Raw genomic sequence first — 25,931 nt, 5'->3', positions numbered from 1 at the left:
GATGTCTACGTCTTACATCGACCGCCGGTAGTAAGCGGCTATTACTTGGTGGATTGCCCAGCGGGTTGCTCGGTGAAGTACTCGGCGATGTCGTCAATGAGTTCTTTCATCGCGGCCGGGACCGCTCCGTGCCACAGCTTGGGCGACTCCTCGTAGGTGGATCCTGATACCACCGTGTGGAGTCGCTGCGCTGTCACCCGGAAATACTCGGGGCTGAGAGAGCCAGCCATAAAACGCGTACCCTCGGGGAGGCTTGCGAAATCTTCAGCGTGATCCTCCTCAGTAAGAGCGGCCGAAAGTTCCCCCACGCCTGTTGGTAAAAGAGTCTTGATCCGCTTGCCGAAAGGTGTGGGGCGCGTCAGCAGGACCAGCGCTGCCAGAATTGGTTCGGGCACCTTGGACAACGTGGGCAGAGTCTTCATGTCCCGCTGTACGTGAGCAACCGCGTGATGCCACTTGCCGTCCGCCGCCGCGCTCTGAACCTGAGTCAACCACCCAGAATCGAGCGAACCGTCAATGTTTAACGCCGCGTCGTAGACCGCGAGCTTCGCCGGGATGAGGGTCGGATCCTCGAACGAATCCCCAAAAGCGGCCTTTCCGCCCGGAACCGTCTTCGGCGAGGCCGTCCCGTGGCCGGTAAAGGACTGCACTGCGTTCAGGACCACGGATCCACCGAGCGAATGCCCAAAGAGATTTCGTGCACCGGTCGCCCGCATCATGGTCGCGAGATCTGAGATCTCAAGGTCCAGATTGTAATAAGAGGGCTGCTCGGTAGAACCTCCGCGGCCTCGCCGATCATAGACGTCCACGCCCCATTCCTTACCCAACCGAACGGCTAGCGACTGCGCGAAGGGTCGGTAAATCAAGGCGGTGATGAACGCCCCGCCCACCACTAACACTCGATGATTCCCATCGGCATGCGCATTTCCGTAGCTCGCGAGCGCCAAAACACCTCCATCGGGCGTGACAACGTCGCGTTCAACAACGGGAATACGACGAACGTCTGAAAGGCGCCGAAATACGGTATTGAGGGATTTTCTCATCATGAATAGTTTAGATTTCCCGAAAAGAATTGTGCGTATCGGCGCAACAGCCACCCACCGCCACGAATTGGACCATCGTGCCAATAGCCCGGAGCCACGAGCGTCCGAGTGCTCGGTTCCAGCGCTGAGGCGACCTCGGCACTCCTCCGAAAATACGCCGGACTGAACTGGCCAGTGACCATGAAAACATTGCGTGGAATCGTGAACCTGGGTGCGTCCACAATGGCTTGGACTTCGCGAACCGACGCCGGAACCAGCGCGCGCATGACCTGCCCAGGCGGTGTCTTAGACGTCAACGCCGACAACAGCTCTAGATGACTTTGCGGCGCTTTCGACAGCACGCTCGCGGTCCCCAACCCGCGCACCAGCATGGCCCACGCTTTGCCCGTGTGTCCTTGCGCCGCAACCTCCGGCAAGGTGGGATCCCACAGTTCGTGAAGGCCGGTATCAAAGGGAAGCGCGGCATCGAACGTTGCGATTCTGTTCACGTTGACGCCCGAGTCCTCAGCGATCGCCCCCACCATGAGCGCCACTGAACCGCCAAAACTGTGCCCCAAAATGTTGCGCGCACCCGTTGTCGACAACACTTTGAGCGCATCGCGAGCCTCGGACTCGAGGGACAGCTCGGCGCCTTGTGGGCTCGACCCGCCCCGCCCGCGCCGGTTATAGACGTGCACCGGCGCCTGCAAAAGGTTCGCAAGTCGCAGCGCGGCACGCAGATACACGCGCGCCGTGACCATGGTTCCGTGGATCAGTACGACGCCGCCACTGGGGTCGCGCTGACCAGCTCGCCACCGCTGCCCGCTGGGATGGGCGGTGAAGATCTCAAGGCGAGCTGCGTCGTCGTACTCAAGAACTGACGTAATTCCCCGCATAACTGCCCAATCTAGCGGGGACGTGCGCCAACAGAAGAACGGTAGAATAGCTGATCGTGACTGCCAAAAATTCCACTGCCCCCTCAAATTCCACGATCAACATGAATGATCAGCGTGCCGTTCGCTCAGCGAAACGCGAGGAACTGCTCTCTTCTGGGCGGGAAGCGTACCCCGTTGGCGTGCCACGCACGCACAGCCTCACCGAGATCCGCGCCCAGTACGCGCACCTCGAAGCTGGCGAGGAAACGCAAGACGTTGTCAGCATCGCCGGCCGCATCGTATTCATGCGCAATACCGGCAAGCTCTGCTTCGCAACCCTCCAAGAAGGTGGCCTCAAGGGTGAAGGCGTGCGCTTGCAGGTCATGCTCTCGCTCGCGGAGGTCGGCGAAGAATCGCTCGCTGAGTGGAAGCACCTCGTTGACTTGGGCGATCACGTCTCCATCACCGGTCGCGTGATTTCTTCGCGCCGCGGCGAGCTGTCCATCATGGCGCAGTCCTGGCAGATGGCCTCCAAGGCGCTTCGCCCCTTGCCAGTCCTGCACGCGGACTTGAACGAGGAAACCCGCGTACGCCAGCGCTACGCGGACCTGATTGTGCGCGATGAAGCGCGCGAAATGATCTACAAGCGCGCTGCGATCACGCGCGCTATCCGTCAGACGCTTGAAGCTCACGACTACGTTGAGGCCGAGACGCCAATGCTTCAGCTGGTCCACGGCGGCGCAGCAGCCCGTCCGTTCCACACGCACTTGAACGCGTTCGACCAGCCCATGACCATGCGTATTGCGCTCGAGCTTTACTTGAAGCGTGCTGTGGTGGGTGGCGTTGACCGCGTCTACGAAATTGGACGCATCTTCCGCAACGAAGGCGTGGACTCCACGCACTCGCCAGAATTCACCATGCTGGAGTGCTACGAAGCCTACGCAGACCAGTTTGTGATGGCCGATCGTCTCAAGGAAGTCATCCTGGCCGCGGCCGACGCTGTTGGTGCGAGCCGTCAGATCGAGACGGACAAGGGTGTCATTGACCTCGATGGCGAATGGCGCTGGCTGGGTGTGTACCCGGGATTGTCTGAGGCCGTCGGCGTAGAAATCACGCCGGAGACCCCACTCGAGACGTTGCTCGAGATCGCTGAAAAGCACGAAGTGAAGCTGCAGCCTTCATGGGGCGCCGAGAAGGTCGTCATTGAACTCTTCGGCGAAATTGTCGAGCCGACGCTCTTGAACCCCACGTTCGTTTACGACTACCCGCCGGCAGCTCAGCCGTTGGCCCGTCCGCACCGCTCCGAGCCTGGCCTGATTGAAGCGTGGGACCTCATCATCGGCGGCATGGAACGCGGCACCGCGTTCTCCGAACTCATTGACCCCGTGATTCAGCGCGAGCGTTTGACGGAACAGTCACGTTTGGCCGCCGGAGGAGACGACGAAGCCATGCAGCTCGACGAAGATTTCTTGCGTGCGCTCGAATACGGTGCACCTCCAATGGGTGGCATCGGGCTGGGCATTGACCGATTGGTCATGCTCTTCACCGGCGCTGGTATTCGCGAAACCATTCTCTTCCCGTTCTTGAAGCCCGAGGCCTAAGCATGGAGTACGTAGAAGTTCTACTGCCCACGATTTTTGTTTCCATCATTTTCTTCTTTGTGATTCGCGCATTGTTTAACGCGGACCGCAAAGAACGCGAAGCACAAGCGGAGTCATTAGAGCGCTATGACGGCGAGAATACTTCGGTTTCCAACATAGAAAGAGTTTCTGAAACGGAATCTGAAGATGGTTCTTCAAATACGGCAGACAGAGCAAAGGGCGAATAGCGTTCATATTTGCTCAAAAGCCGCTGTAAACATTCCAAAATCTAGCGACAAACATAAGTTATCAGCGTAGACTTCCCAACGGTTCGGATGAATAAAATCGACTCGGGGGTCGAAGGCGTTCATTTATTATGTGAATTGATTCATCCGAATTTTTGACAACAAATTCCTGGGTGGAAGGTATTCCAAATGGCACGCAAGGTTGAAATTCGCCTCGTGGATGATCTCGATGGGTCGCAAAATGCTGAAACAGTTCATTTTGGGCTTAACGGAATTCATTACGAGATTGACCTCAGTGCGGCTAACCGCACCGAGCTGAAGAAGGCACTCGACAAGTACATCAAGGTAGCGCGTCGCACTCGTGCGCACTCTGCCGAAGATGCGTCTGAGATCCGTTCATGGGCTCGCCGTAAGGGTTACGAAGTCAACAAGCGTGGACGTCTTCAGCAAGAACTCATCGACGCTTACCGCAAGGAAAACGCATAAGTACTGCGTGAGATCTCAGCGCCGCCTCTCGCTCGAGAAAACTGGTGTCTTACCTCGTAAGAGGTGAGGCGCCAGTTTTGCGATTGTGATCGTTATCCCCGTGGCGAACATTCCCCAAAAGCGCTCTCAAGGTGCGTAGCATCGAATCCAAGCGTTAGCGAGGAGTGTTCTCATGTTTGAACGATTTACAGATCGGGCCCGAAGGGTTGTTGTGCTTGCCCAAGAAGAGGCACGCATGCTCAACCACAACTACATTGGCACCGAGCACATTCTTCTTGGCCTCATTCACGAAGGTGAAGGAGTTGCCGCCAAGGCCCTTGAGGCCATGAGCATCTCCTTGGGCGCCGTTCGTGAACAGGTTCAGGAAACCATTGGCCAGGGGCAGCAGGCCCCATCCGGCCACATCCCATTCACGCCGCGCGCTAAGAAGGTTCTTGAACTTTCCTTGCGCGAAGCGTTGCAGTTGGGTCACAACTACATTGGCACCGAGCACATCCTTCTGGGCCTCATTCGTGAGGGCGAAGGAGTGGCCGCACAGGTTCTCGTGAACCTCGGGGCAGACTTGGGCCGTGTTCGCCAGCAGGTCATCCAGTTGCTCTCGGGCTACCAGGGCGGCAAGGAATCCGCAGGAGCTGCAGTCTCCAGCGGTGGACAGGCTGAGGGAACCCCGGCCGGCTCCGCAGTGTTGGACCAGTTTGGTCGCAACCTGACGGCTGCCGCCCGCGAAGGCAAGCTCGACCCCGTGATTGGTCGCGAGTTTGAGATGGAACGCGTCATGCAGGTTCTTTCTCGCCGCACCAAGAACAACCCAGTGCTTATTGGTGAACCTGGCGTCGGTAAGACCGCCGTTGTCGAAGGCCTCGCGCAGTCGATTGTCCGCGGCGACGTCCCAGAGACCCTCAAGGACAAGCAGCTTTACACCTTGGACCTCGGTTCGCTCGTGGCTGGCTCGCGCTACCGCGGTGACTTTGAAGAACGCCTCAAGAAGGTGCTCAAGGAAATCCGCACGCGTGGCGACATCATCTTGTTCATCGATGAGATCCACACCCTCGTGGGTGCGGGCGCCGCAGAAGGCGCTATCGATGCTGCAAGCATCTTGAAGCCGATGCTTGCTCGTGGCGAGCTCCAGACCATTGGTGCCACCACGCTCGATGAGTACCGCAAGCACATCGAGAAGGATGCTGCTCTCGAACGTCGTTTCCAGCCTATTCAGGTCAAGGAACCGTCCGTTGAGCACACCACTGAGATTCTTCGCGGACTGCGCGATCGCTACGAGGCTCACCACCGCGTGTCCATCACCGATGGCGCTCTCGCAGCGGCAGCCCAGTTGGCGCACCGTTACATCTCTGATCGCTTCTTGCCAGATAAGGCCATTGACCTCATCGACGAAGCCGGAGCTCGCTTGCGCATTCGTCGCATGACGGCCCCACCAGTTTTGAAGGAAATGGACGAGCAGATCGCGAACGTGCGTCGCGATAAGGAATCCGCCATTGACGCTCAAGACTTCGAGGGTGCAGCGAATCTCCGTGACAAGGAGAAGAAGCTTCAGGACGCTCGTGCAGAGAAGGAACGCGCCTGGAAGGGTGGCGACCTCGATGAGATCGCGGAGGTCAACGAAGAGTTGATCGCCGAAGTTCTCGCCAACTCCACCGGCATCCCCGTTGTTCAGCTCACCGAGGAAGAGTCCTCGCGACTCATCCACATGGAAGACGAGCTTCACAAGCGCGTTATTGGTCAGGATCAGGCCATCAAGTCCATCTCGCAGGCTATCCGCCGTACGCGAGCCGGACTCAAAGACCCCAACCGTCCGGGTGGCTCGTTCATCTTCGCCGGTCCTACCGGTGTTGGTAAGACTGAGCTCGCGAAGGCTCTGGCCGAGTTCCTCTTCGGCGACGAAGAAGCGCTCATCACCTTGGACATGTCCGAGTACTCCGAGAAGCACACGGTGTCTCGACTCTTCGGTGCTCCTCCGGGATACGTCGGCTACGAAGAAGGCGGACAGCTCACCGAAAAGGTACGCCGTCGTCCGTTCTCCGTAGTCCTCTTCGACGAAGTCGAGAAGGCTCACGCTGACTTGTTCAACTCCCTCTTGCAGATCCTGGAAGACGGACGTTTGACGGACAGCCAGGGGCGCGTGGTGGACTTCAAGAACACGGTCATCATCATGACCACCAACTTGGGTACCCGCGATATCTCGAAGGGTGTCATGACCGGCTTCCAGTCGGCCACGGACACCAAGACCGGCTACGACCGCATGCAGGCAAAGGTTCAGGAAGAGCTTCGTCAGCACTTCCGTCCCGAGTTCCTCAACCGCGTCGATGACGTTGTGGTCTTCCCACAGCTCACCCAGGAAGAGATTGTTCAGATCGTGGATCTGTTCATCACTCGCTTGCAGAAGCGCCTGGACGATCGCGGCATGAAGATCGAACTCACCCCGGCCGCCAAGGTGTTGCTGGCAACGCGAGGCTACGACCCAGCCATGGGTGCTCGTCCGCTGCGCCGCACCATCCAGCGCGAGATCGAGGACCAGCTGTCAGAGAAGATTCTCTTCGGAGAAATCCACTCGGGTCAGACGGTCTTCGTGGACGTCGATGGCGAAGGCGATACTGCAAAGTTCACCTTCCGCGGTGAAGACGGACCGGGTGCGCTCGAGGGCAAGCCTGAGCCGGTGGCCATCGAAAGCTAGTCTTTCGAACCGCGGGTTCGAAAACCACTCCTAAGTAACTGAAGGCTCCTGTCGCAGAAATGCGGTAGGAGCCTTCAGTGCGTCAAGATCAGGGCAGGAGCGGACCAGAAGGCGCGCGTGAAGACCAGAGGGCGTCAAGGGACCAGATCGCCCGCAAGTGGGCCGATTCGAAACAACCTAAGATGGAACCTATGCCACATGACTTTGAGATCCGCCGGGCCACCACCGCTGATGTTCCGGGAATCCGATCCCTCGTCAAGCCTTATGCCGAGGCGCGCATCCTCCTTGAGAAGGAAGCAGTGGCTTATTACGAGTCCTTGCAGGAGTTCCGCGTTGCCGACAACGCGGCCGGCGAACTTGTAGGTTGCGGTGCCGTTCATGTGATGTGGGAAGACATCGCTGAAGTGCGCACGCTGGCGGTTTCCTCGACCGTTCGAGGCTTGGGAGTGGGCCACGCGCTGCTAGAACGCTTGGTGGAGGACGCTCGCGCGCTGGGAGTAAAGCGTGTTTTCTGCCTGACCTTTGAGGTTGAGTTCTTCGAACGTCACGGTTTTTCCGTGATGGAAGATCAATCTGCCGTGGATCCCGCGGTCCTCCAAGAACTCTTGCGTTCTACTGACGAAGGCGTCGCAGAGTTCCTTGACTTGGCACGAGTAAAGCAAAATACGCTAGGTAATACCCGTATGATCTTGAACTTCTAGCTGTCTAAGAGCTTTCATTCAGGATACTCCTAGGTAGTTTTCGCTGGACTATCCACGCAAAGCATGCGTACCGTGAAGTAACGGCACGGCCTTGACGGGCCAACGCTGTGAAAGGTCTGACTGAAGTATTTCGGCAGACGAATCAACGTGAAAAGAGGAACGCAATGGGATTCGCAGATAACCTCGGCGGACTTGGCGAACAGGTTAACAACCTCACCAACGAGCACGGCGATCAGATCAACGAAGCAGTCGATAACCTCCAGGAGCAGCACTCGGACAAGTTGGGCGAGCACGCAGGTGCCGCTAACGACTTCGTCGACAACGCTCAGACCCAGCACCTGGGCGATCAGCAGGCAGAACAGCCAGCTGAAGAGCAGGCTCCATAACAAGACTTTTTATAACGCGGCGTCCCCTGAGATTACTCAAGGAGCGCCGCGTTTTTCGTTAGCTGCCTATTGTTAGCGAGTGGGCCTCGTCTGGGGCTAGCCGTGCAGGCTGATCCGCCCATCCGATTCAAACGCCAGCCCGTCCCGGAGCAGCCCTTCGAGGCAACTTTCTCGCTGCTTCTTATCGGCCGTCAGGGCAGAGAGCTTCTTCCACGCTTCCACAACCCGCCGTTCGGCGAGCTCGCCGATGCTCTCCGGAGCTAAAGCGGGTTCAAAGTGCTCGCCGAGCAGCACTTCGGGTACGGCTTGTCCGTTCGAATGCACCAGATCCATTCGCGGAACGCTCACGGGCGCCTCCCGCAGGACGCCCATGATGGCCCCGCGCACTTGGCGATCGGTCCCGTGCCAGGCTTGGCCCTTCGGCGTGTAATGCGGTTCAGGTTTTCCGGCAGCCACCCACGAGCACAGATCTTGAACGGGACAATCCATGCACTGCGGTGATCGTGCGGTGCAGATCAGCGCACCAAGCTCCATGACGGCGGCATTCCAGATATTGGCTTGCTCCGGATCCGCGGGCATGAGGTCCGCGGCCAACGCGTTCTCGGCGGCAGTAAGCGCAGGCTCGGGCAGCGCGTTGCCGGTGAAGAGTCGGGCGTGAACGCGCCGTATGTTCGTATCCACCACCACCGCCGGAATGCGGAAAGCGAACGATGAAATCGCGGCAGCGGTGTAGCCTCCCACGCCCGGCAGGGACAGGAGGGCTTCGGGGGAGCCGGGGACGGCGCCGTCGTACTCCTCAACGATTGTCACAGCAGCGGCATGCAGGCGTAGCGCTCGCCGCGGGTAGCCGAGCCGCCCCCACGCGCGCACGGCCTCGCCGGACGGTTCTGCGGCCAGTAGGGCGGGGGTGGGCCAGCGGCGCATCCACTCATGCCACACTGGAAGCACCCGCACTACGGGCGTCTGCTGGAGCATAAATTCGCTCACCATGATGCCCCACGGGGTTGCGTCGGGGCGGCGCCACGGCAGATCGCGCGCGGCTTCGGAGAACCAGCCGTTGATGCGTTGGTGCGCTTGAGCGATGCTTGAAGTGTCCACGAATTCCTTACCTTTGTGCATGAATACTGTAGCCGTCCGGCGTGGACGCTCGTGCTGAGAAACCTGCCGGTTTACTCTGTAACGCAAGTAAGTCACGGCAAGAGAGGTTCCCTTGAGTCCTACAAGGCCAGTTAGTCCGGAAGTGTACGCACGACGCCGCTGGGTCGCGCTGATCGCCGCGGTCCTTGTTATTGCTGTGATTATTTGGGGAATTAGCGCGCTGATTGGCTCGCTTTTCCAGCCTAAGAAGGATGCTACTTCCGCTTCTTCTAGTACGACGGCGCCTGCTTCCGTCGCGCCGTCAACTTCGGCTTCCTCGTCGGTTTCGTCTTCAGCTTCGAGCGCGCCTGCCTCTTCTTCCGCAAGTGGTTCGGCCTCCGGGTCTTCCGGTGCTTCCACAAGCGCGTCCGGAAGTGCTTCGGGCTCGGCGTCGACGAGTGCATCAGGTTCAGCTTCGACGAGCGCCTCTGCACCAGCTGCCGCGCAAGAGTGCTTGCCCTCCAATATTCGGGTGTTGAGCAGCACGGACAAGAAGAACTACGCCTCGGGGGAGAAGCCCGTCCTGACCTTGACGGTCACGAACGCGGGAACCGTGCCGTGCGTCTTGAACGTGGGTACTAGCCAGCAAGAGTTCACCGTGACCTCGGGTAACGACCGTGTCTTCTCAACGACCGACTGCTTAGCAAAGCCCTCCGACGTCAACCTCGAGATCGCAGCCGGCAAGTCCGAGACCGCAAAGTTCACGTGGGACAGGGTTCGCTCCACGCCGGGCTGCTCTCCCGTGAACGCCAAGCCGTCGCCGGGAACCTACGTGTTCACTGCGAAGCTGGGCGATGTTGAATCGAACCGATCGGTCTTTGACCTCGACTAGTTCGTGCGCCCAACAATCAGCTGAGCCCGCACTTTAGTTAATGCCCGGGAACGCTGCGGCGAGGGCCTCAACCACGGACTGGACCTCTTTGATAGTGAAGCCTTCGGGCACTTTGCTTTTTGGCAATCCGGTGGCTGGCACGATGGCCTGTCGGAATCCCAAACGGTGCGCTTCCATGATGCGGCGTTGAATATCAGGGACGGGACGGACTTCGCCGGCTAGCCCGACTTCACCGAACGCCACGAGGTCGCGGGGGAGCGCCTTATTCAACGCGGATCCCGTAATGGCGAGGGCTGCGGTGAGATCGGTGGCTGGCTCGGTGAGCCGAACACCGCCGACCGTAGCGAGGTAGCAATCCACCGAGGAAAGATCCACCTTCGCCCGAGCTTGAAGCACGGCCAGAAGCATGGCTGCCCTCGAAGAATCCAGGCCGCTAGTAGTTCGGCGCGGCTGAGCATTGTTGGTTTTTGCGAGCAGAGCCTGAACTTCGGCGACGAGTGGACGCCTACCTTCAATCGTCACCGTGATGCAGGTTCCCGAAACCGGCTGGTTAGTGCGAGTCATGAAGAGACTGCTGGGATCCTCGAGGCCGATGATGCCGTCCTCATTGAGGTCAAAACAGCCCACCTCATCCGTTGACCCGTAGCGGTTCTTGACCGCGCGAAGCAACCGCAGCCGCGAGTGCCGATCGCCTTCAAACTGGCACACCACGTCCACTAGGTGCTCGAGTAAGCGGGGTCCAGCAATGGAACCGTCCTTGGTCACGTGACCCACCAGCAATGTGGAGATGGCACGCTTTTTGGCAACGTTGATGATGGAGGCGGCGACCTCCTTGACCTGGGTGACGCCTCCCGCGGATCCTTCTACTTCTGACGAAGAGAGAGTTTGCACGGAGTCGACAATCAATAGCTGCGGCTCGATGGCATCGATTTGGCCTAACGCAATGGAAAGGTCCGTCTCTGCGGTGACGTGAAGCTGCGGGTGGAGCGCGTTGATACGCTCGGCGCGGCGCTTGACCTGAGCGGCGGACTCTTCGCCGGTGATGTAGAGAACCTTGATGCCCGTTCCAGCCGACTTCGCGGCAACGTCCAAGAGCAACGTGGACTTACCCACGCCGGGCTCGCCGGCCAACAAAATCACGGCCCCTGGAACTAAGCCGCCGCCCAAGACGCGGTCAAACTCGCCAACGCCCGATGAGCGGTGGGAAGCGTCGGTGGAATCGACCTCGGTGATGGAGAGCGCAGGCTGAGCGACGGTGGTGGCTGCAGTGGTCTTAGCGACCACCTGATTGGCTTCGACAACAGAGCCCCATGCCTGACATTCACCGCACCGGCCCACCCATTTGACCGTGCTCCAACCACACTCCGTGCATTTGTATGCCGGAGTGCTCTTCGTTTTCGATGAACGTGCGGTGCTAACTGCCATAACTCGAGACTACTCACCGCCACGGACACTTAGAAAAGGATGGGGACAACGCTACTGGAGGGGCACTGCCTAAAGCTTCGGCAAGTACCGAACCGCTTCGTCGTGCTCAATGCCAGCAGCGCTCATCAAATCGACGAGGAACGGACGCAACAACAGGACTAAGCCTTCGCCTTCCACACCGCTGAGGTGGAATTTCTCGGGCAGCAGCTTACCGGCGGCCAACGTCAAACCTTCGCGGGCCTTATGTTCGGCCCTCATGCGGGCTGGAATGGTGCGCTCGGAGATCGAGCGGTTGATGAGGTTCACTTCTTCCGCCACTTGCTCCAGATACGCGGCCAGAAGCTCGGCGGACTCGTGAGAGATAGCGTCGTGAGAAATCACCGAGGCCATGCGACGAGTGAAGACGCGGGTGTTACGGACGGCAAGGTCTATGCCCTCGGAGACTCGGCGCAAACGGTTTATCTCATTGCGTCGGTTCCGGTACACCGGATTGATGGTGGCGAGTTCAAGAGCGGCCCGCAGCGCTGCCGGAATCTTGTTCATGGTGGGCTGAGTAGCGCGGGCACGAACGAGAGCGTGCCAGCATCCGGTGGAATCCAAGCGTGCGAGCGCCGCGGCGGAGTCCTGCAGCGTGCCGCTGAGCTCGCGAAGGAGCTTCTGGAGCTCTTGAACTGGCTCATGGCGGGGATCTCGGGGGCTCAACGCCACGATGATCAGGGCGAAGACGCCACCGATGATCGCATCGATACTGCGACCGAAGACGCCGTCCGCGTTGGGAGGAAGAAGTACCACCAGCAGTGCCTGAAGGCCCAGCTGCGTGGAGAAGATGGTGCCGCGATCTAGGAAGCGAGCCAGCATAAGAGAAATGAACAACACCACGCCGGCTTGCCACAGGCCTTGGCCGAAGATCGTGAGCAAAATATCGCCCACAGCAATGCCGAGGGTGCAGCCGATAGCGACTTCCATGGTGCGGCGAAGGTGAGTGTCAGAGCCAAATCCTAGGGCGATCAAGGCACTCGTTGCGGCGAAGATGGGGCCTTCGTGGCCAAGCAGCACCTCGGCAAACCAGAAAGCGCCGACGGCACAAATGGTCGCCTGAACAATTTTTGGAAGAGAGTTGCGCACCCGCAGCAATCCCGCGCGCGTGCGGCGCCATGTAAAGCCTTTCGCCTTACCAAGCGCGTTCTCAATTTCCATAAGCCCATCTTTCCATTAGGAGCGGATTTTTACGGTGAGCTAGATGACACGTTGGCGACTTTGTAGTGTCATACAAGATTTACACTGTTCTGCTCGGTATTCCGGTTCAACTCTCTCGGGTGTGATGCATTACTCAGGCCTGATTTGTAACTTTTTTCAGGCTCCGGCTTTTAGTGCCAATGAGGCCCGAATTTTCGTGGATTTTCGCGGTTTCTCGAGTGGAGTCCAGGTCGATGCTTTGAGTCTTGGAACGTTAAGTACCGTTGCCGTTAACCCTCCGTTAACCTTCATAGCGCTAACTCTTCACTTGAACCCCATAACTTCGGGAATGCAGAGGTTAGAAGTCTGACCTCTAAAGCCCGGGCACACGTGTGCACGGCACTCGTCACCTGGGGTGAAACCCCCTCAAAATCTGTGAAAGAGGCTACCTATGAAGGCTCTACGCATCGGCCAGTCGGCCGCCGTTCTCTCCGTTGCCGCACTTGCATTGACCGCTTGCGGTGGCTCCAACACCCCAGCTGCTAGCTCCACTTCCGGTGCTTCCAGCTCCGCAGCTTCCACTCTTGAAGGCACCCTCACCGGCGGTGGCGCTTCTTCGCAGGAATCCGCAATGACCGCTTGGGTTGACGGCTTCCAGACCGCAAACCCAGACGTCAAGGTTCAGTACAACCCAGTCGGCTCCGGCGCCGGCCGTAAGGGCTTCTTGGCTGAGCAGTACCAGTTCGCTGGCTCCGACTCCGCAATGGACGAAGAAGAGCAGGCAGATGCCGCAAAGGTTTGCGGCACCGACGGCGCAGTCCAGGTTCCTGGCTACATCTCCCCAATCGCAGTTGCTTTCAACCTTCCAGGTGTAGAGCACGTGAACATGGATGCAGACACCATCGCTCAGGTCTTCACCGGCAAGATCAAGAAGTGGAACGACGAGAAGATCGCTTCCCAGAACGAGGGCGTCGAGCTTCCTGACACCGCCATCACGGTTGTTCACCGCGCTGACGAGTCCGGCACCACCAAGAACTTCCAGGACTACTTGGACGCAGCAGCTCCAAAGACCTGGACCTACGGCGTTGAAGAGAAGTGGCCTTCCGCTATCACCGCTGAGAACGCACAGGGCACCTCCGGTGTTGTGAAGCTTGCAACCGAGACCGAAGGCTCCATCGTTTACGCTGACGCTTCCCAGATCGGAACGCTCGGCACCGTAGCCGTCAAGGTTGGCGAAGAGTACGTCGCTTACTCCCCAGAGGCTGCAGCAAAGACGGTTGAGACCTCTGAGAAGGTTTCCGATTCCGAGACCGACCTCGCCATCGAGCTTGACCGCACCTCCACCGAGGCTGGCACTTACCCAATCGTTTTGGTTTCGTACCACATCTACTGCTCCACCTACAAGGATCAGGCAACCGTGGACTTGATCAAGGCATTCGGTAAGTACGCCGTCTCCGCTGAGGGCCAGCAGGTTGCTGCTGACTCCGCTGGTAACGCTCCTTTGTCTGAGGCCACCATCGCCGAAGCTCAGAAGGCTATCGACTCCATCACGGTTGCGAAGTAAGTTACTACTCAACTGAGTCAATAAATAAGACTGACCGCCGGGCCGCTGAGCGCGGTTCGGCGGTCAGTCTTATGACCGGTACATCAAAGCGTCCCCTATGGTGGGGAGTAGCGAATGTACCCTCATACATCGCTCGCCGCTCTTAAGGAGTATCCGCGTGACAGAGACCACGACGTCAAACGCGTTGTTTGACAAGAGTTCATCCGCCGGCAGAGCTGGAGACAAAGTCTTCTCCACTCTTGCTCTTGTCGCCGGCATCCTTATTTTGGCCGTCTTGGCCCTCGTTGCCGCCTTCTTGGTGACCGAGTCGATTCCCGCCTTGACCGCTGGTGAAGAAGAGCTCTCCGGTGAGCACGGCAACTTCTGGACGTACGTTCTGCCACTCATGGGCGGAACCATCATCGCGTCTGCGATTGCACTCCTCCTGGCTACTCCAGTAGCCGTCGGCGTTGCACTCTTTATCTCTCACTACGCGCCACGCAAACTGTCGCAGCTGATCGGCTACGTCATTGACTTGCTGGCCGCTATTCCATCGGTCGTCTACGGCGCATGGGGTATGGCGACGCTTGGCCCACTCATGGTGCCTCTCTACGAATGGTTGCAGACCTACCTCGGATGGATTCCGCTGTTCTCCGGACCAGCCTCCACCACGGGCCGCACCATCTTGACTGCGGGCGTTGTCCTCTCCGTCATGGTTCTTCCGATCATCACGTCCATGTGTCGCGAAATCTTCGTTCAGACTCCAAAGCTGCACGAAGAGGCTGCTCTTGCTCTTGGCGCTACGCGCTGGGAAATGGTCAAGATGTCTGTGTTCCCGTTCGCTCGTGCTGGCATCATCTCGGCCATCATGCTGGGCTTGGGCCGCGCGCTTGGCGAGACCATGGCAGTGACCCTCGTGCTGTCTCCAGGTGGATTCACCTGGAACTTGATCGGCGCTGGCAACCAAACCATTCCGTCTGAAATTGCGCTTAACTTCCCAGAAGCGTTCGGCATGCGCCAGAGCGAACTGATCGCGGCCGGCCTGGTGCTCTTCGTGATCACACTCGCTGTGAACATGATCGCCCGCTGGATTGTTAACCGCCACAAGGAATTCTCGGGAGCTAACTAATGTCACATAGCATCGAAAACACTATTAGTGACGACCGCAGCTCGCTCGAGAACCGCGGAAAGTCACGCTTGACGCAAGGCCAGAAGCCTCGCTGGACGTGGATTGCTGTCCTCGTTGGTGCACTCGTTGTTGGTGCAGCCGTCACGGCTCTCTTGGGTGGATCTAACGCCTTCAGCATCGGTGGATGGCTAGTTCTTTCCTTCATCTTCTTTGTTGTTGCCATGTACATCGTCACTCGAGTCATGGAAAACGGTCGCAAGGCTACGGATGGCCTGTGGCGGAACCTAATCTACGGCGCCTTCTTGTTGGCACTGTTGCCGTTGATCTCCGTGATCTGGACCGTTCTGTCTCAGGGCATCCCGGGAATCTTGAACCCAGGCTTCTTCGCCTCGGACATGAACGGCGTTACGGGTGCGGTTGACCTGCGTACCGCCCGCGAAGAAACCGACCCACTCGGCGGCATCAAGCACGCTGTGACCGGTTCTGTTCTCATCACGCTCATGGCAACCGCGATTTCCGTTCCCATTGGTTTGCTCACCTCGATCTACTTGGTGGAGTACGCCAAGGATGGGTGGCTTTCCAAGGCCATCACGTTCTTCGTGGACGTGATGACGGGTATTCCTTCCATCGTTGCCGGTCTCTTCGCAGCCGGTGCCATGGCAATGTTGGTGGGTCGTGGCGCAAACGTCATGGGCTTCACCGCAGCCATCGCGCTCTCCGTGCTGATGATCCCAGTGGTGGTTCGTTCAACCGAAGAAATGCTCCGCGTTGTTCCAAACGAACTCCGCGAAGCGTCCTATGCACTCGGTGTTCGTAAGTGGCGCACCATCCTCAAGGTGGTTATCCCTACGGCAATCTCGGGTATCGCTTCTGGCGTGACGCTTGCTATCGCTCGCGTTATCGGCGAAACCGCCCCAATCCTCGTGACGGCGGGCGTGGCGCTTTCTACCAACTGGAACCTGTTCAAGGACTGGATGATGTCACTTCCGGTGTACATCTACCGCCAACTCATGAACCCCACGGCACCAGGTGCTCCAGACATTTCCTCTGAGCGCGCTTGGGGCGCCGCATTGGTCTTGATCCTCATCGTGATGATCTTGAACTTGATCGCCCGTATCATCGCTAAGGCGTTCGCGCCGAAGAAAACCGGACGCTAGTCCTCGGAATTAGGTAAAGGAACATTCATGTCAAAGCGAATCGACGCGATTGACCTTAACGTTTACTACGGCAACTTCCTTGCTGTAGAAGGCGTCAACATCAACATTGAGCCTAAGACCGTGACTGCGTTCATCGGTCCTTCCGGCTGTGGCAAGACCACCTTCTTGCGCACCATCAACCGCATGCACGAGGTTCTTCCCGGTGCACGCGCAGAGGGCAAGCTGCTCCTCGACGGTGACGACATTTACGGTCCAGGCGTGGATCCGGTAACGGTCCGCACCATGGTGGGCATGGTTTTCCAGCGCCCGAACCCGTTCCCAACGATGTCCATCCGTGACAACGTTCTGGCCGGCATCAAGCTCAACGGCAAGAGCATGTCCAAGTCTGACGCTGATGACGTCGTGGAGCGCTCCCTCAAGGGCGCAAACCTCTGGAACGAAGTCAAGGATCGTCTTGACCGCCCAGGCTCCGGTCTTTCCGGTGGCCAGCAGCAGCGTCTGTGCATCGCTCGCACCATCGCAGTGAAGCCAGATGTGATCCTCATGGACGAGCCTTGCTCTGCCCTTGACCCGATCTCCACGCTCGCAGTTGAGGACCTCATCAACGAGTTGAAGGACGAGTACACCGTTGTCATCGTGACGCACAACATGCAGCAGGCTGCACGTGTGTCTGACAAGACGGCCTTCTTCAACATCGCGGGCACCGGCAAGCCAGGCAAGCTCATCGAATACGCACCAACGCAGGAAATCTTCAACAATCCAAAGGAAAAGTCCACTGAGGACTACGTCTCCGGACGCTTCGGATAAAGATTTCCTCCGCACAGAATTCCCGCCACATGTGGCTGGGAGGCCCTGGGACTAGTCCTGGGGGATCTTGAGGGGGATCGCAGCGGTGACGCAGGCAGTCAATGCCAGCGTCACCGCTGTTCCCTTTTAAGCCGGCTTTCAGGCAAGGTGCTGCCTTGCACGGCGAGGCGAGGGTTCACCTCGGGCGGTCGCAGGCTAGTGCGGAAGGTTGCAGGTAGTGTCTGACGCTTTGGCGCCAGTACTTAGTGCTTCGGAAGCAGCGGCGAAATGGCCAGGAACAAAATCAGTGAAGCCAGCGTGCAGATGACTGGGGTAGCGAGCCAATACCGCGCGATGCGTAAAACGGTGGGCCACTGCACGTACGCACGCCGATTGATCAAGCTGGTGCCCACAATAGCGCTCGTGACACTCTGCGTGGAGGAGATGGGCATGTGAAGTGCAAAAGAGCCAATGTAGAGGAGCAACGCGGACGAAGCATGGGACGTCGCTCCAATAATCGGCGTAATCCGCGCCAGCTTTGAAGACAACGTGTGGGTGATGCGCCAACCGCCACAGAGGATGCCGAAGGCCATCAAGAGTGCCACCAAGACCTGCACCCACAGCACAAAATCATTGCGGGAAGCGTGACCGGCAATGGACAATGCAATGACAATCGTCAAGGCGTTTCGCTGGCCGTCCTGCATGCCATGCGCGAAGGCGAGCAGCGCCGTCGTAATGGACTGCACAATGCGGCCCGTAGCGCTCGCCTCGTTATCCGTGCGATGCCGCATCAACCAGCTCACCGGAACAAACACAATCGTCGCCAATAGCACTGAAGCGATCGGCGTCACTACCAACGGCACAACGATCCCCAACAGTGCATAAGGGACCAGGTCTTCAGGGTTGTAGTGGCCGGTCATGACAGAAGCAGTTAGAGCTCCCAGAATGCCTGCCAAAAGAGCCTGAGTCGAGGATGAAGGGACCTTTCGCCACCACGTCCAAAGAGACCACAGCCCCGCGGCGATCAGTGCGCACAATAACGCAGCAAGCCCATCTATCCCGTGCGGAAATTCGGGAGCGCGAGTGATCAGCCGGGACCCCATGAGGCCGCCGGCAATAGTTCCAAAGGCAGTGCAGATCGATACCAGAACAAGAGCAACGCGCGGAGTCAGGGCATGCGTCTTGACGGAAGCGGCGATGGAGTTCGAGGCGTCGTGGAAGCCGTTCAACCACGAATAGCCGCACGCTGCAACTATGACAACGATCAGCAGGATGGTCACCGTGATTAGGACTCTCTGACCAGAATCAGACCCAAATGATCCGCAATGGCCCGGAAGCACAGCATTGCCTCATGCAACTGGTCCGCGAAAGCGAGATCGCGCGCATAGCTGCCAACGCGCTGATAAGAGCTCAACTCGGTCAACCACACTTGGTGAGCACGGCTCATGCGCTTGGACAAGCGCAGCATGTCCAGCCACTTGAGCTCTAGCTGACCCAAATTATCGAGACGGCGAATGATGTCCGCGAAGAGCTCGGACTGCCGGTCCAATACCTCGAGCTGATCGGACACCACCCTAGGAAGGCGGTCGATCGGCATGTGAGATAGCGCCTTCGCGGCACCTGCAAGGTGGCTCGTAGCGTCGTGAAGATACAGCGAGAACTGATACAGGTCTTCGCGAGGGATAGGGCTGACATAGGAACTGCGCAAGTGGGTCAGCAACGCGTGATGGTGATCCGTGCTGCGATTCTCTGCGCGTTCGCAGTCCAAAGCCAATTGCACGCGTTCTTCGGTAGCGGCCCCCAAGCTCTGAGACAGCGCAGAAATGCATTCGCGAACATCGCTGGACACATTGAGCAACAGCGCAAGACCCCGATGCTCAGTGGGGAACAGCGAAAGCTTCACAAGAGACCGCCAGAGGGAGGACGACAGAACAGCAACAGTGTACTGAGAAAAGAATAGGTAAACCCAAAATGTCTACAAGGTTAATTCGTCATACTCAGGCTTTTAATCGACGCCGGACCGGGAACGCCTCTCGGCGGAAGGCCGCTCTAGGCGGCTAAATGTTGGAGCCCGGGGTTACCGCGGCCCGACGTCGGCCATAAGTCTGCTCCGCGGACGCGGCTGAGTCAAGCTTAAGAGCGCGTAACGTGACGCTAATCAAGTTCACCGCGTCGCCAGAGTCGGGCAGCCGCTTCCAACTGTTCTGCAGTCTTGATGAGACGTGCCGAATTCTTGGTGAAATCGGCGGCTCGTTGTGCTGAAGTGACCTCAGCAGCGTCAGCGTGGTGAGTCTGACCGATCGCCACCACACGGCAAAAAGCGGCCGCCCGTTCCAGGGCAACATCGAAGTCGCCGTTGAATGCCCCAGAGAGCACCGAGTCGGCCATTTTCACAAGCTCCACGGCGGTCGGCGGCTCGGCAACGCCCGCAACTGCGGTAGCAACGGGAGCTGAAGCGCGGCCATCGCGGAACAGCGCCGACGCTCGCTCGGGATCGGAAGTAATAGAACTGCGCAAGGCATAGAGGCGCCACAACGCGCCAGGTAACGTCACTGCCGGGCTTTCGGCCCACAGCTCGGCGATAGCTTCGAGGCCTTCGCGCTCGGTCAGGGTCACGAGGCGCTCATGCACTTCGGCGCTCTCAGACTCACGGCCTCCGCGAACCAGCGCGGCCGCGGAAAGATGAGCGGCCTCGGACGTGCGAGCGGGATCTGTCCCGCCCTCAAAGGGTTCAAAAGCGCGCGGTTCAAAGGGCACCGGTCGGCGGGGCCGAACGCCAGAAACGTGATGGTTGTGCCGAGAACTCATGCAGTGAAGAATACCCCCGCCATCTGAACCCCAAGGAAACGGAAGGGGCCAGCGGGAGGTGAGCTGCGTCGTCGTCCTTAATCTCTGATTCTAAGGAATCAACGGGATGTACTACCATGGAACCTGACCTTTCGAGGTCTGGGCCTTTAGCTCAGATGGTAGAGCATCGGACTTTTAATCCGCTGGTCGCGGGTTCGATCCCCGCAGGGCCCACCACGTCAGAGGGTGTTCAATCTCGCGATTTTCGCGGACTTGAACACCCTCTCGTGTTTAACGCTTAGCCCTACTGCTCCGCCGGTGCGGTCCGCGCAATGGTGGAATCGAGCCCGGCGCGGATGCTCTTCATGGTGTCCGTGAACGCCTCATCGATGTCGATCTCAAGCTTGTCCGCGAGCACAAACACCCACCACAGCGTCTCGGCCAGCTTGTGCTTGAGCTCAGCGTCCGCGTCACCGTCGATGTTCCACGTGCCATCATGCGCCAGGAGAAGACGGCCAATGTAGCCAACATCGTTGGAGAAGCCGATCATGAGCTCGTGGAGTGACCACGTTTTACCGTTGAAGCGCTCTTCCAAGATTTCGTAAAGCTTGCGAACTTCGAGGGCTTCATCGCGGGCTGGCGACAGAGTGGTGACAGAGGGTGCCGAAGTGGGGTGCCGCGTGAGAACGCACTAACATGAGCGGCATGGCTAAGCAGGGCACCGCTCCCGTTCCGGGCACGTATCAAATCGACACGGGCACGGCGTCCCTTGAGCGCGATCACTACGGGGAATCCTCGTGGCTGCTACGGGTTAACGGCGTGCAGAGTTCTCACGTTGATCTCAACGATCCGTTGCGCCTGGAATTTGAGTACATGCGGTGGATGGCCGCGGCGATCAATCAGTGGCCGGCCGGTCCGGCGCCGTATCGCAGGGTGTTGCACTTGGGCGGCGGCGCGTGCTCGATGGCGCGCTGGTTCACGGCGAAGTACCCGACGAGCCGCCAAGTGGTGGTGGAGTTGGATGGGAAGCTCGCCAATTATGTGCGGGAGTGGTTTGATCTGCCGAAAGCGCCGCTGTTGCGGTTGCGTGTGGGCGATGCCGCCAAGGTCACTCCGACCCTCACGGAGAACACGCGGGACATCATTATTCGCGACGTGTTTGCGGGCAATAAGACGCCGGCGAGTGTGTCGAGCAAGGAATTTGCGGAGCAGATCAAGCGGGTTTTGGATGTGGGCGGGCTCTACCTGGCCAATTGCGGGGACAATTCCAAACTCGAGGAGGTCCGGCGCGAATCCCAGATTCTGAGCGAGGTGTTTGAGCACGTCGCGATGATTTCCGATCCCGCGATGTTCAAGGGGCGCCGGAGCGGGAACGTGGTGTTTGCCGCGTCGCAGGTCCCTTTTGAGAACCTCACGGCGCTTGAGCGGGACTTGCGAATGGACGCGCTGCCCGCTCAATTCAAGGCCGTTTAGTAGCCAGTACGACGACGCCTGCGCGCCTTCCGTAGTTACGTTTAGGTTGCGATTGGCTAACATTTCGGCGGACCTCTTCCGCTGGGGGTTACCGGTGGGTAAATTGAAACGGTGCTTTCATGGTCCGCCTCGACCTACGCTGCAGCGCTTCTAGCCGCCAGCGTATTAGCGTTCCATGCCCCGCCCGCGAACTCGGATCACTTGAGTCCCGCCAGTTCTGCGGCTGTATCGTCTGCAGCGGCGGAAACAGCGTCAACTGCCCCGAACGCCAGCGGCGCCGCGCAAGCTTCTGAAGCCACGGCTTCGGTAAGCGCCGCTAGTGAAGCGCCGTCCACCTCCTCAGGAAGTAGTTCTGTGTCCGCAGCGTCCATTCGTTTCGCCACGTTCAACGTCTCCATGTTTCGCTCCTCCGAGGGCGCGCTCGCAGACGAGCTAAATAGCGGCGCTAGTGAGCAGGCAGCCGCGGTTGCGAAGATCATTCAGCGCACGCGCCCGGACGTAGTGCTGTTGAACGAATTTGATTACGACGCCGAAGCCGCCGCCGCCGCGGCGTTCGAGCGGAACTTCTTAGGAATCTCTCAAGGCAACGAGAAAGCGATCTTCTACCCGTTCGTCTATGTGGCGCCGTCCAACACTGGCGTGCAGAGCGGTGCCGACCTAGACGGCGACGGCAGTGTTGGGGGAGCGGGTGACGCTTATGGGTTTGGTGAGTTCCCGGGCCAGTACGGCATGGTGTTGTTCTCCAAGTACCCCATTGACTCCACGAACGTCCGTACTTTCCAAGAGCTTAAATGGTCTTCGATGCCGAACAATCTCATGCCGGCGGATTTCTACGGCGAGCTGGCGTCGAAATCTTTGCGGCTTCCGAGTAAGTCGCTGTGGGATGTTCCCCTGTTGGTCCATGGGGAAACGGTGCATGTCATCGCGTCCCATCCCACGCCGCCGGCCTTTGACGGCGAAGAGCAACGGAACGTGCGCCGCAATCATGATGAAGTCCGCTTGGTCAAGGACTATGTCAGCGGCGGGGAAGCCGCGGAGTACATCGTGGATGACTCCGGCGAAAAGGGTGGCCTGAAAGCGGGAGCGAGTTTTGTGATCCTCGGGGATCTGAATGCGCAGGCAGGTTCTTCCACCGCCATCGACGATTTGCGAGCGTTGGACCAAGTCCAAGATCCCATGCCAACTTCGAAGGGTGGGCTTTTGTCCGCTGGGCCAGGAATTCTGGCCGGGGATTTCCTCAATCCGGCAAAGTCCAACGCCTTGATTTCCCTCTCGCGAGCGGCCACCAACACCGCGCAGTTCTCTCAAGGTCCTATGCGAGTGGACTACGTGCTCCCCTCCAAGGATGCGCAGATTGAGGGCTCAGGCGTGTTTTGGCCGGAGCCGGCGAACGCCAGCGCGGAGCTCTTGAGCGCCGAAAGCGGTGCCGACGTGTCCGATCATCATTTGGTCTGGGTGGATATCGCGCTACCGTTTGGTACGTGAGCACTGAACTCAAGGCCATCTATTCGCGGCCTCGCCATGAGCGCGAGGGCACGGACCTGGTGATGTTTTTTCACGGCTACGGATCCAGCGAACAGCGCATGGCGGAACTCTTTGACGCGGTTCCCGCAAACGCCACCGCCGTTGCTTTGCGCGGCGGGTTGGAGATTGGCGAGGACTACGGGTGGTTCTTGCTGGACTATTTTCTGACGCATGATTTCAGCGAAGTGCTTTCGGCGACGCAGCGGGTGTATCACTGGATCGACACCGAAGCGCAAGGCTATAAGAGCATCTCCTTAGTGGGCTTTTCGCAAGGTATGGCGATGGCCTCGACGCTCCAACGGCTTCGGCCCCAACAGTTCACGTGCGTGGCGGGACTTAGCGGATTCGTGCTCTCTAACGAGCTGCTCGCGATGACCGAGGACGCCCCGCACGAGGACCCCGCCCAGCGACCGCCCTACTTTTGGGGCCGGGACGTTGATGATGTGGTGATCAACCCGGACGCCGTCGAGCACTCACGGTCCTGGCTTGAGGAGCACACACGCCTCACTGCGAGGACGTATCCCTACATGGGTCACCGCGTGGGCGTCGATGAGAAGGTTGACCTCAAGGTGTTCTTGAGCCATTACGTCAAGGCCGCCGCGACCTGAGCATTCAGTCCTCACAGCGTGCGGAATTTTCCTTACACTGTTAACAAAGTTGGTGCGCCGTGGGCGAATCACCGCCCGGCGCGGTAGTAAATCAAACCTCGGACAACATACGGTGGAGTTATGAAGAACTTTCTAGCCAATAAAGTTGTTGATGCCAACGGCAAGCCAGCCAAGGGCATCCAGAAGGCCATCATCCAGGCCGTCGGGCTCCAGCGTCCCTTCGTCATTGGCCACTTGAACTACTTGCGTAAGAAGCACCCGGATGCCACGGCTGCGCAGCTCGCAAAAGAAGTTGAGAAAGAGTACATGCTGGCGGTGACCGCAACCGGTGCGGGAGTTGGCGCAACCGCGGCCGTCCCGGGCATTGGTACGGTCACGTCGATTGGCCTCTCCGCCGTCGCCACCGTGGGATTCCTTGAGGCCAGTGCGCTCTACGCGCAGTCTTTGGCCGAACTCCACGGCATCTCCACTGAGGACCCAGAGAAGTCACGCGCTCTCGTCATGGCGATCCTCATGGGCGATGAAGGCTCCTCCATGATTTCCGCGCTCACGCGTCAGGCCGCCGGTAAGGGCGCAGGCCCGATGGCCGGCTGGGGCGCCGCGTTCAGTCAGGGCACCACCGGAAAGGGTGGTCTGTGGGACGTTGCCGCGAAGCAGATTCAGAAGCGCTTCCTTCAGCGCATGCTCGCTACCCAAGGTGCATCGATGTTGGGGCGTGCGATCCCGTTCGGCATCGGCGCTGCCGTGGGCGGCGTGGGTAACCGCATTCTGGGTAAGAAGGTCGTTGAGACCGCGCAGCTCGCGTTCGGGCCCCTGCCAACCGTCATCCCTGGTGAAATCACGACGAACGGCTACGAGGAGTACCGTCACGAAGTGGATGCTGCCAAGGAAGCCAAACGCGAAGCCGAACATCAGGATGACGCCAAGGGCGGCAACAAGTTCGCCGAAATTGCACGCGTTATCGCGCCGGTGTCCACTATTTTTTCTCGAAAGCACGACGACGCAGCCTCGCCTTCCGCAGGCACCGCTTCGTCAGGCGATGATCACCGCACGGACGCTGAGCGTTCGCAAGCAGAGCGTGCCGTAGAGGAAGAAATCGAAGCCGAGCGGCGTCGTCGTACTCAAAATTCCTAATGGAAGAGTGCTGAAGCCAGCGCGTAAATAGCGAGCCCCGCGAGGGAGCCCACCACGGTGCCGTTGATGCGGATGAACTGGAGGTCGCGGCCCACCTGGAGCTCGATCTTGCGGCTGGTTTCCTCGCCGTCCCACAGTGCCACCGTCTCCGTGATCAGGCTTGCCGCCTGGTGACGGTAGGTGGTGGCCACGTAAATCGCAGCGTTGCGGACCCACGCGTCCACCTTGCGGGCCAGCGTTTGGTCCTCCTGGAGGCGTCGACCGAGGTCCGCGACGGCGCGAACAAAGGACTTGCGCAGCTCGGACTCGGGGTTTTCCACCGCGTCCAGTAGGGCCGCCTTGATGGAAGACCAGCTCGTAGCCGCCAGCTCGCGCAGCTGCGGATCGCCCAACAGTGAGTGCTTGAGGCGCTCCACCTTGGCGATCGTTGCAGGATCCTTCTGCATATCCTGTGCCACTTGGTGCAACCACTCCGTGATGCTGCGTCGCACCATGTGGTCCTTGTCCCGGTTCACATCGCTCAAGAACTTCACGATCTCGAGGTAAACCTTCTCGCCCAAGAACATGTCCACGGACCGCGGAACCCAGGAGGGGGAGCGGGAAGAGAGCATCGCGGTGACGCGCTCGGGGTGGGCTTGCACCCATTCGTAGGTCTTGGTGACCAGCAAATCCACGAGCTGCGCATGGTGGTTATCCCGGACGATCGTCTCCAGCACACGGCCCAGCGTGGAGGACCACTCCGGAGCCAACATGTGTTTCTTGGCGAGCGTCTCTACGAGGCGCAGGACGTCCTCGTCCTCCACCACTTCAAGGACGCCGCGGATAACCGTGGCGCCTTCTTTCGCAACGCGCTCGCTATTGGCGGGTTCGGAAAGCCACGCGCCAGCAGGAACCGCGACGTTCAGCTTGCCGAGTTTTTCCTTGAGGACCTCATCAGAGAGGAAGTTTTCCTCGACGAAACCGCCGAGCGTCTCGCCGATCTGGTCCTTCTTGCGCGGAATGATGGCGGTGTGGGGGATTTTGAGGCCCATCGGATGTTTGAAAAGAGCCGTCACCGCGAACCAGTCCGCGAGAGCACCCACCATGCCGCCCTCGGCCGCGGCGCGCACGTAGCCGAGCCACGGATACTGATCCTGCAGCGCGAACGCCACGCAGAAAATCACCGCCAACACCACGAGGAGTCCCGTGGCCACGGCCTTCATCTTGCGCAGGGCTTGAGCGCGTGTGACATCATCCACA

26 protein-coding genes and 1 tRNA gene are annotated in these 25,931 nt (G+C 59.1%); 16 read left to right on the top strand and 11 right to left on the bottom strand.

All coding sequences use genetic code 11. The annotated features are described in order from the left end of the window. Positions 1–41 precede the first annotated feature (41 nt). Together HD598_RS06910 and HD598_RS06905 are read right to left on the bottom strand one after the other, a co-directional pair. Entirely contained in the window at positions 42–1,046 is a 1,005-nt protein-coding gene (locus tag HD598_RS06910) for an alpha/beta hydrolase (protein ID WP_260170508.1), read from the bottom strand. Continuing rightward, entirely contained in the window at positions 1,043–1,918 is an 876-nt protein-coding gene (locus HD598_RS06905; RefSeq protein WP_183664760.1) for an alpha/beta hydrolase, read from the bottom strand. The genes HD598_RS06910 and HD598_RS06905 overlap by 4 nt, the downstream gene beginning before the upstream one ends. Before the next feature lie 101 nt (positions 1,919–2,019). On the opposite strand from HD598_RS06905, the gene lysS reads away from it, so the two are divergent. The 6 genes from lysS (at position 2,020) to HD598_RS06875 (ending at position 7,981) form a co-directional block, all read left to right on the top strand. Beyond that, complete coding sequence (gene lysS, locus HD598_RS06900; RefSeq protein ID WP_221244770.1) at positions 2,020–3,498, top strand: lysine--tRNA ligase; 1,479 nt, start codon at positions 2,020–2,022, stop codon at positions 3,496–3,498. A gap of 2 nt (positions 3,499–3,500) precedes the next feature. Continuing rightward, a complete protein-coding gene (locus HD598_RS06895; protein ID WP_183664757.1) occupies positions 3,501–3,725 on the top strand; it encodes a hypothetical protein in 225 nt (74 codons plus the stop codon). 186 nt (positions 3,726–3,911) lie between these two features. After that, the gene (locus HD598_RS06890) at positions 3,912–4,208 is read left to right on the top strand and encodes a histone-like nucleoid-structuring protein Lsr2 (RefSeq protein WP_071894388.1); all 297 of its coding nucleotides are present in this window, start codon (positions 3,912–3,914) and stop codon (positions 4,206–4,208) included. Positions 4,209–4,380: 172 nt separating this feature from the next. Continuing rightward, the gene (locus tag HD598_RS06885; RefSeq protein ID WP_183664755.1) at positions 4,381–6,894 is read left to right on the top strand and encodes an ATP-dependent Clp protease ATP-binding subunit; all 2,514 of its coding nucleotides are present in this window, start codon (positions 4,381–4,383) and stop codon (positions 6,892–6,894) included. A 191-nt stretch (positions 6,895–7,085) separates the two neighbouring features. Continuing rightward, positions 7,086–7,595 carry an amino-acid N-acetyltransferase gene (locus HD598_RS06880; RefSeq protein ID WP_183664753.1) on the top strand — a complete coding sequence of 170 codons (510 nt, stop codon included), beginning with the start codon at positions 7,086–7,088 and terminating at the stop codon, positions 7,593–7,595. Positions 7,596–7,759: 164 nt separating this feature from the next. Then, positions 7,760–7,981 carry a hypothetical protein gene (locus HD598_RS06875; protein ID WP_071894385.1) on the top strand — a complete coding sequence of 74 codons (222 nt, stop codon included), beginning with the start codon at positions 7,760–7,762 and terminating at the stop codon, positions 7,979–7,981. A 96-nt stretch (positions 7,982–8,077) separates the two neighbouring features. Here the strand turns inward: HD598_RS06875 and HD598_RS06870 are convergent, their stop codons facing one another. Beyond that, on the bottom strand, positions 8,078–9,100 hold the full coding sequence (locus HD598_RS06870) for an A/G-specific adenine glycosylase (protein ID WP_183666692.1): 1,023 nt from the start codon (positions 9,098–9,100) through the stop codon (positions 8,078–8,080). A gap of 490 nt (positions 9,101–9,590) precedes the next feature. On the opposite strand from HD598_RS06870, the gene HD598_RS06865 reads away from it, so the two are divergent. Next, positions 9,591–9,950, top strand: a complete 360-nt coding sequence (locus HD598_RS06865) for a hypothetical protein (protein ID WP_084637159.1) — start codon at positions 9,591–9,593, stop codon at positions 9,948–9,950. A gap of 33 nt (positions 9,951–9,983) precedes the next feature. Here HD598_RS06865 and radA read toward each other — a convergent pair whose 3' ends face one another. Together radA and HD598_RS06855 are read right to left on the bottom strand one after the other, a co-directional pair. Next, positions 9,984–11,375 (bottom strand): DNA repair protein RadA, encoded by a 1,392-nt coding sequence (radA, locus tag HD598_RS06860; RefSeq protein ID WP_183664751.1) that lies wholly within the window; start codon positions 11,373–11,375, stop codon positions 9,984–9,986. 69 nt (positions 11,376–11,444) lie between these two features. Beyond that, positions 11,445–12,572: an FUSC family protein gene (locus tag HD598_RS06855; RefSeq protein WP_183664748.1), complete on the bottom strand. Its 1,128-nt coding sequence runs from the start codon at positions 12,570–12,572 to the stop codon at positions 11,445–11,447. A gap of 430 nt (positions 12,573–13,002) precedes the next feature. On the opposite strand from HD598_RS06855, the gene pstS reads away from it, so the two are divergent. From pstS to pstB, 4 genes are all read left to right on the top strand, one after another. Next, the gene (gene pstS, locus HD598_RS06850; RefSeq protein ID WP_183664746.1) at positions 13,003–14,115 is read left to right on the top strand and encodes a phosphate ABC transporter substrate-binding protein PstS; all 1,113 of its coding nucleotides are present in this window, start codon (positions 13,003–13,005) and stop codon (positions 14,113–14,115) included. Positions 14,116–14,272: 157 nt separating this feature from the next. Beyond that, positions 14,273–15,223 carry a phosphate ABC transporter permease subunit PstC gene (gene pstC, locus HD598_RS06845; RefSeq protein ID WP_232317973.1) on the top strand — a complete coding sequence of 317 codons (951 nt, stop codon included), beginning with the start codon at positions 14,273–14,275 and terminating at the stop codon, positions 15,221–15,223. After that, on the top strand, positions 15,223–16,380 hold the full coding sequence (gene pstA / locus HD598_RS06840) for a phosphate ABC transporter permease PstA (protein ID WP_183664742.1): 1,158 nt from the start codon (positions 15,223–15,225) through the stop codon (positions 16,378–16,380). Before pstC ends, pstA begins: the two co-directional genes overlap by 1 nt. A 27-nt stretch (positions 16,381–16,407) precedes the next feature. Continuing rightward, the gene (pstB, locus tag HD598_RS06835; protein ID WP_071894380.1) at positions 16,408–17,187 is read left to right on the top strand and encodes a phosphate ABC transporter ATP-binding protein PstB; all 780 of its coding nucleotides are present in this window, start codon (positions 16,408–16,410) and stop codon (positions 17,185–17,187) included. Positions 17,188–17,429: 242 nt separating this feature from the next. Here pstB and HD598_RS06830 read toward each other — a convergent pair whose 3' ends face one another. The 3 genes from HD598_RS06830 to HD598_RS06820 form a co-directional block, all read right to left on the bottom strand. Continuing rightward, a complete protein-coding gene (locus tag HD598_RS06830; protein ID WP_183664740.1) occupies positions 17,430–18,446 on the bottom strand; it encodes an inorganic phosphate transporter in 1,017 nt (338 codons plus the stop codon). Positions 18,447–18,451: 5 nt separating this feature from the next. Continuing rightward, a complete protein-coding gene (locus tag HD598_RS06825; RefSeq protein WP_183664738.1) occupies positions 18,452–19,069 on the bottom strand; it encodes a hypothetical protein in 618 nt (205 codons plus the stop codon). 251 nt (positions 19,070–19,320) lie between these two features. Then, the gene (locus HD598_RS06820) at positions 19,321–19,974 is read right to left on the bottom strand and encodes a hypothetical protein (protein WP_183664736.1); all 654 of its coding nucleotides are present in this window, start codon (positions 19,972–19,974) and stop codon (positions 19,321–19,323) included. Between the two features lie 140 nt (positions 19,975–20,114). Here HD598_RS06820 and HD598_RS06815 point away from each other — a divergent pair. Then, positions 20,115–20,190: transfer RNA gene (locus HD598_RS06815), tRNA-Lys, on the top strand. Positions 20,191–20,257: 67 nt separating this feature from the next. Here the strand turns inward: HD598_RS06815 and HD598_RS06810 are convergent. Continuing rightward, complete coding sequence (locus tag HD598_RS06810) at positions 20,258–20,548, bottom strand: nucleoside triphosphate pyrophosphohydrolase family protein (RefSeq protein ID WP_260170507.1); 291 nt, start codon at positions 20,546–20,548, stop codon at positions 20,258–20,260. Positions 20,549–20,658: 110 nt separating this feature from the next. Between HD598_RS06810 and HD598_RS06805 the strand changes: the two genes are divergently transcribed. Next, positions 20,659–21,426: a spermidine synthase gene (locus tag HD598_RS06805; RefSeq protein WP_260170506.1), complete on the top strand. Its 768-nt coding sequence runs from the start codon at positions 20,659–20,661 to the stop codon at positions 21,424–21,426. 197 nt (positions 21,427–21,623) lie between these two features. On the opposite strand, the gene HD598_RS06800 is transcribed toward HD598_RS06805, so the two are convergent. Further along, positions 21,624–21,824 carry a hypothetical protein gene (locus HD598_RS06800; RefSeq protein WP_183664732.1) on the bottom strand — a complete coding sequence of 67 codons (201 nt, stop codon included), beginning with the start codon at positions 21,822–21,824 and terminating at the stop codon, positions 21,624–21,626. Here HD598_RS06800 and HD598_RS06795 point away from each other — a divergent pair. The 3 genes from HD598_RS06795 to HD598_RS06785 all read left to right on the top strand — a co-directional run bounded on the left by HD598_RS06795 (position 21,823) and on the right by HD598_RS06785 (position 24,692). Next, the gene (locus tag HD598_RS06795) at positions 21,823–22,911 is read left to right on the top strand and encodes an endonuclease/exonuclease/phosphatase family protein (RefSeq protein ID WP_183664730.1); all 1,089 of its coding nucleotides are present in this window, start codon (positions 21,823–21,825) and stop codon (positions 22,909–22,911) included. The genes HD598_RS06800 and HD598_RS06795 overlap by 2 nt on opposite strands. Further along, the gene (locus tag HD598_RS06790; RefSeq protein ID WP_311538979.1) at positions 22,908–23,558 is read left to right on the top strand and encodes an alpha/beta hydrolase; all 651 of its coding nucleotides are present in this window, start codon (positions 22,908–22,910) and stop codon (positions 23,556–23,558) included. Before HD598_RS06795 ends, HD598_RS06790 begins: the two co-directional genes overlap by 4 nt. A 120-nt stretch (positions 23,559–23,678) precedes the next feature. Then, positions 23,679–24,692 (top strand): hypothetical protein, encoded by a 1,014-nt coding sequence (locus tag HD598_RS06785; protein WP_260170505.1) that lies wholly within the window; start codon positions 23,679–23,681, stop codon positions 24,690–24,692. Here HD598_RS06785 and HD598_RS06780 read toward each other — a convergent pair. Beyond that, entirely contained in the window at positions 24,689–25,930 is a 1,242-nt protein-coding gene (locus tag HD598_RS06780; protein ID WP_311538978.1) for a DUF445 domain-containing protein, read from the bottom strand. The two genes, HD598_RS06785 and HD598_RS06780, sit on opposite strands and share 4 nt — an antisense overlap. Position 25,931 lies beyond the last annotated feature (1 nt).

The organism is Neomicrococcus aestuarii, from assembly GCF_014201135.1.
GTDB classification, from domain to species: domain Bacteria; phylum Actinomycetota; class Actinomycetes; order Actinomycetales; family Micrococcaceae; genus Neomicrococcus; species Neomicrococcus aestuarii.
This window is presented reverse-complemented; position numbering and strand designations above follow the sequence as displayed.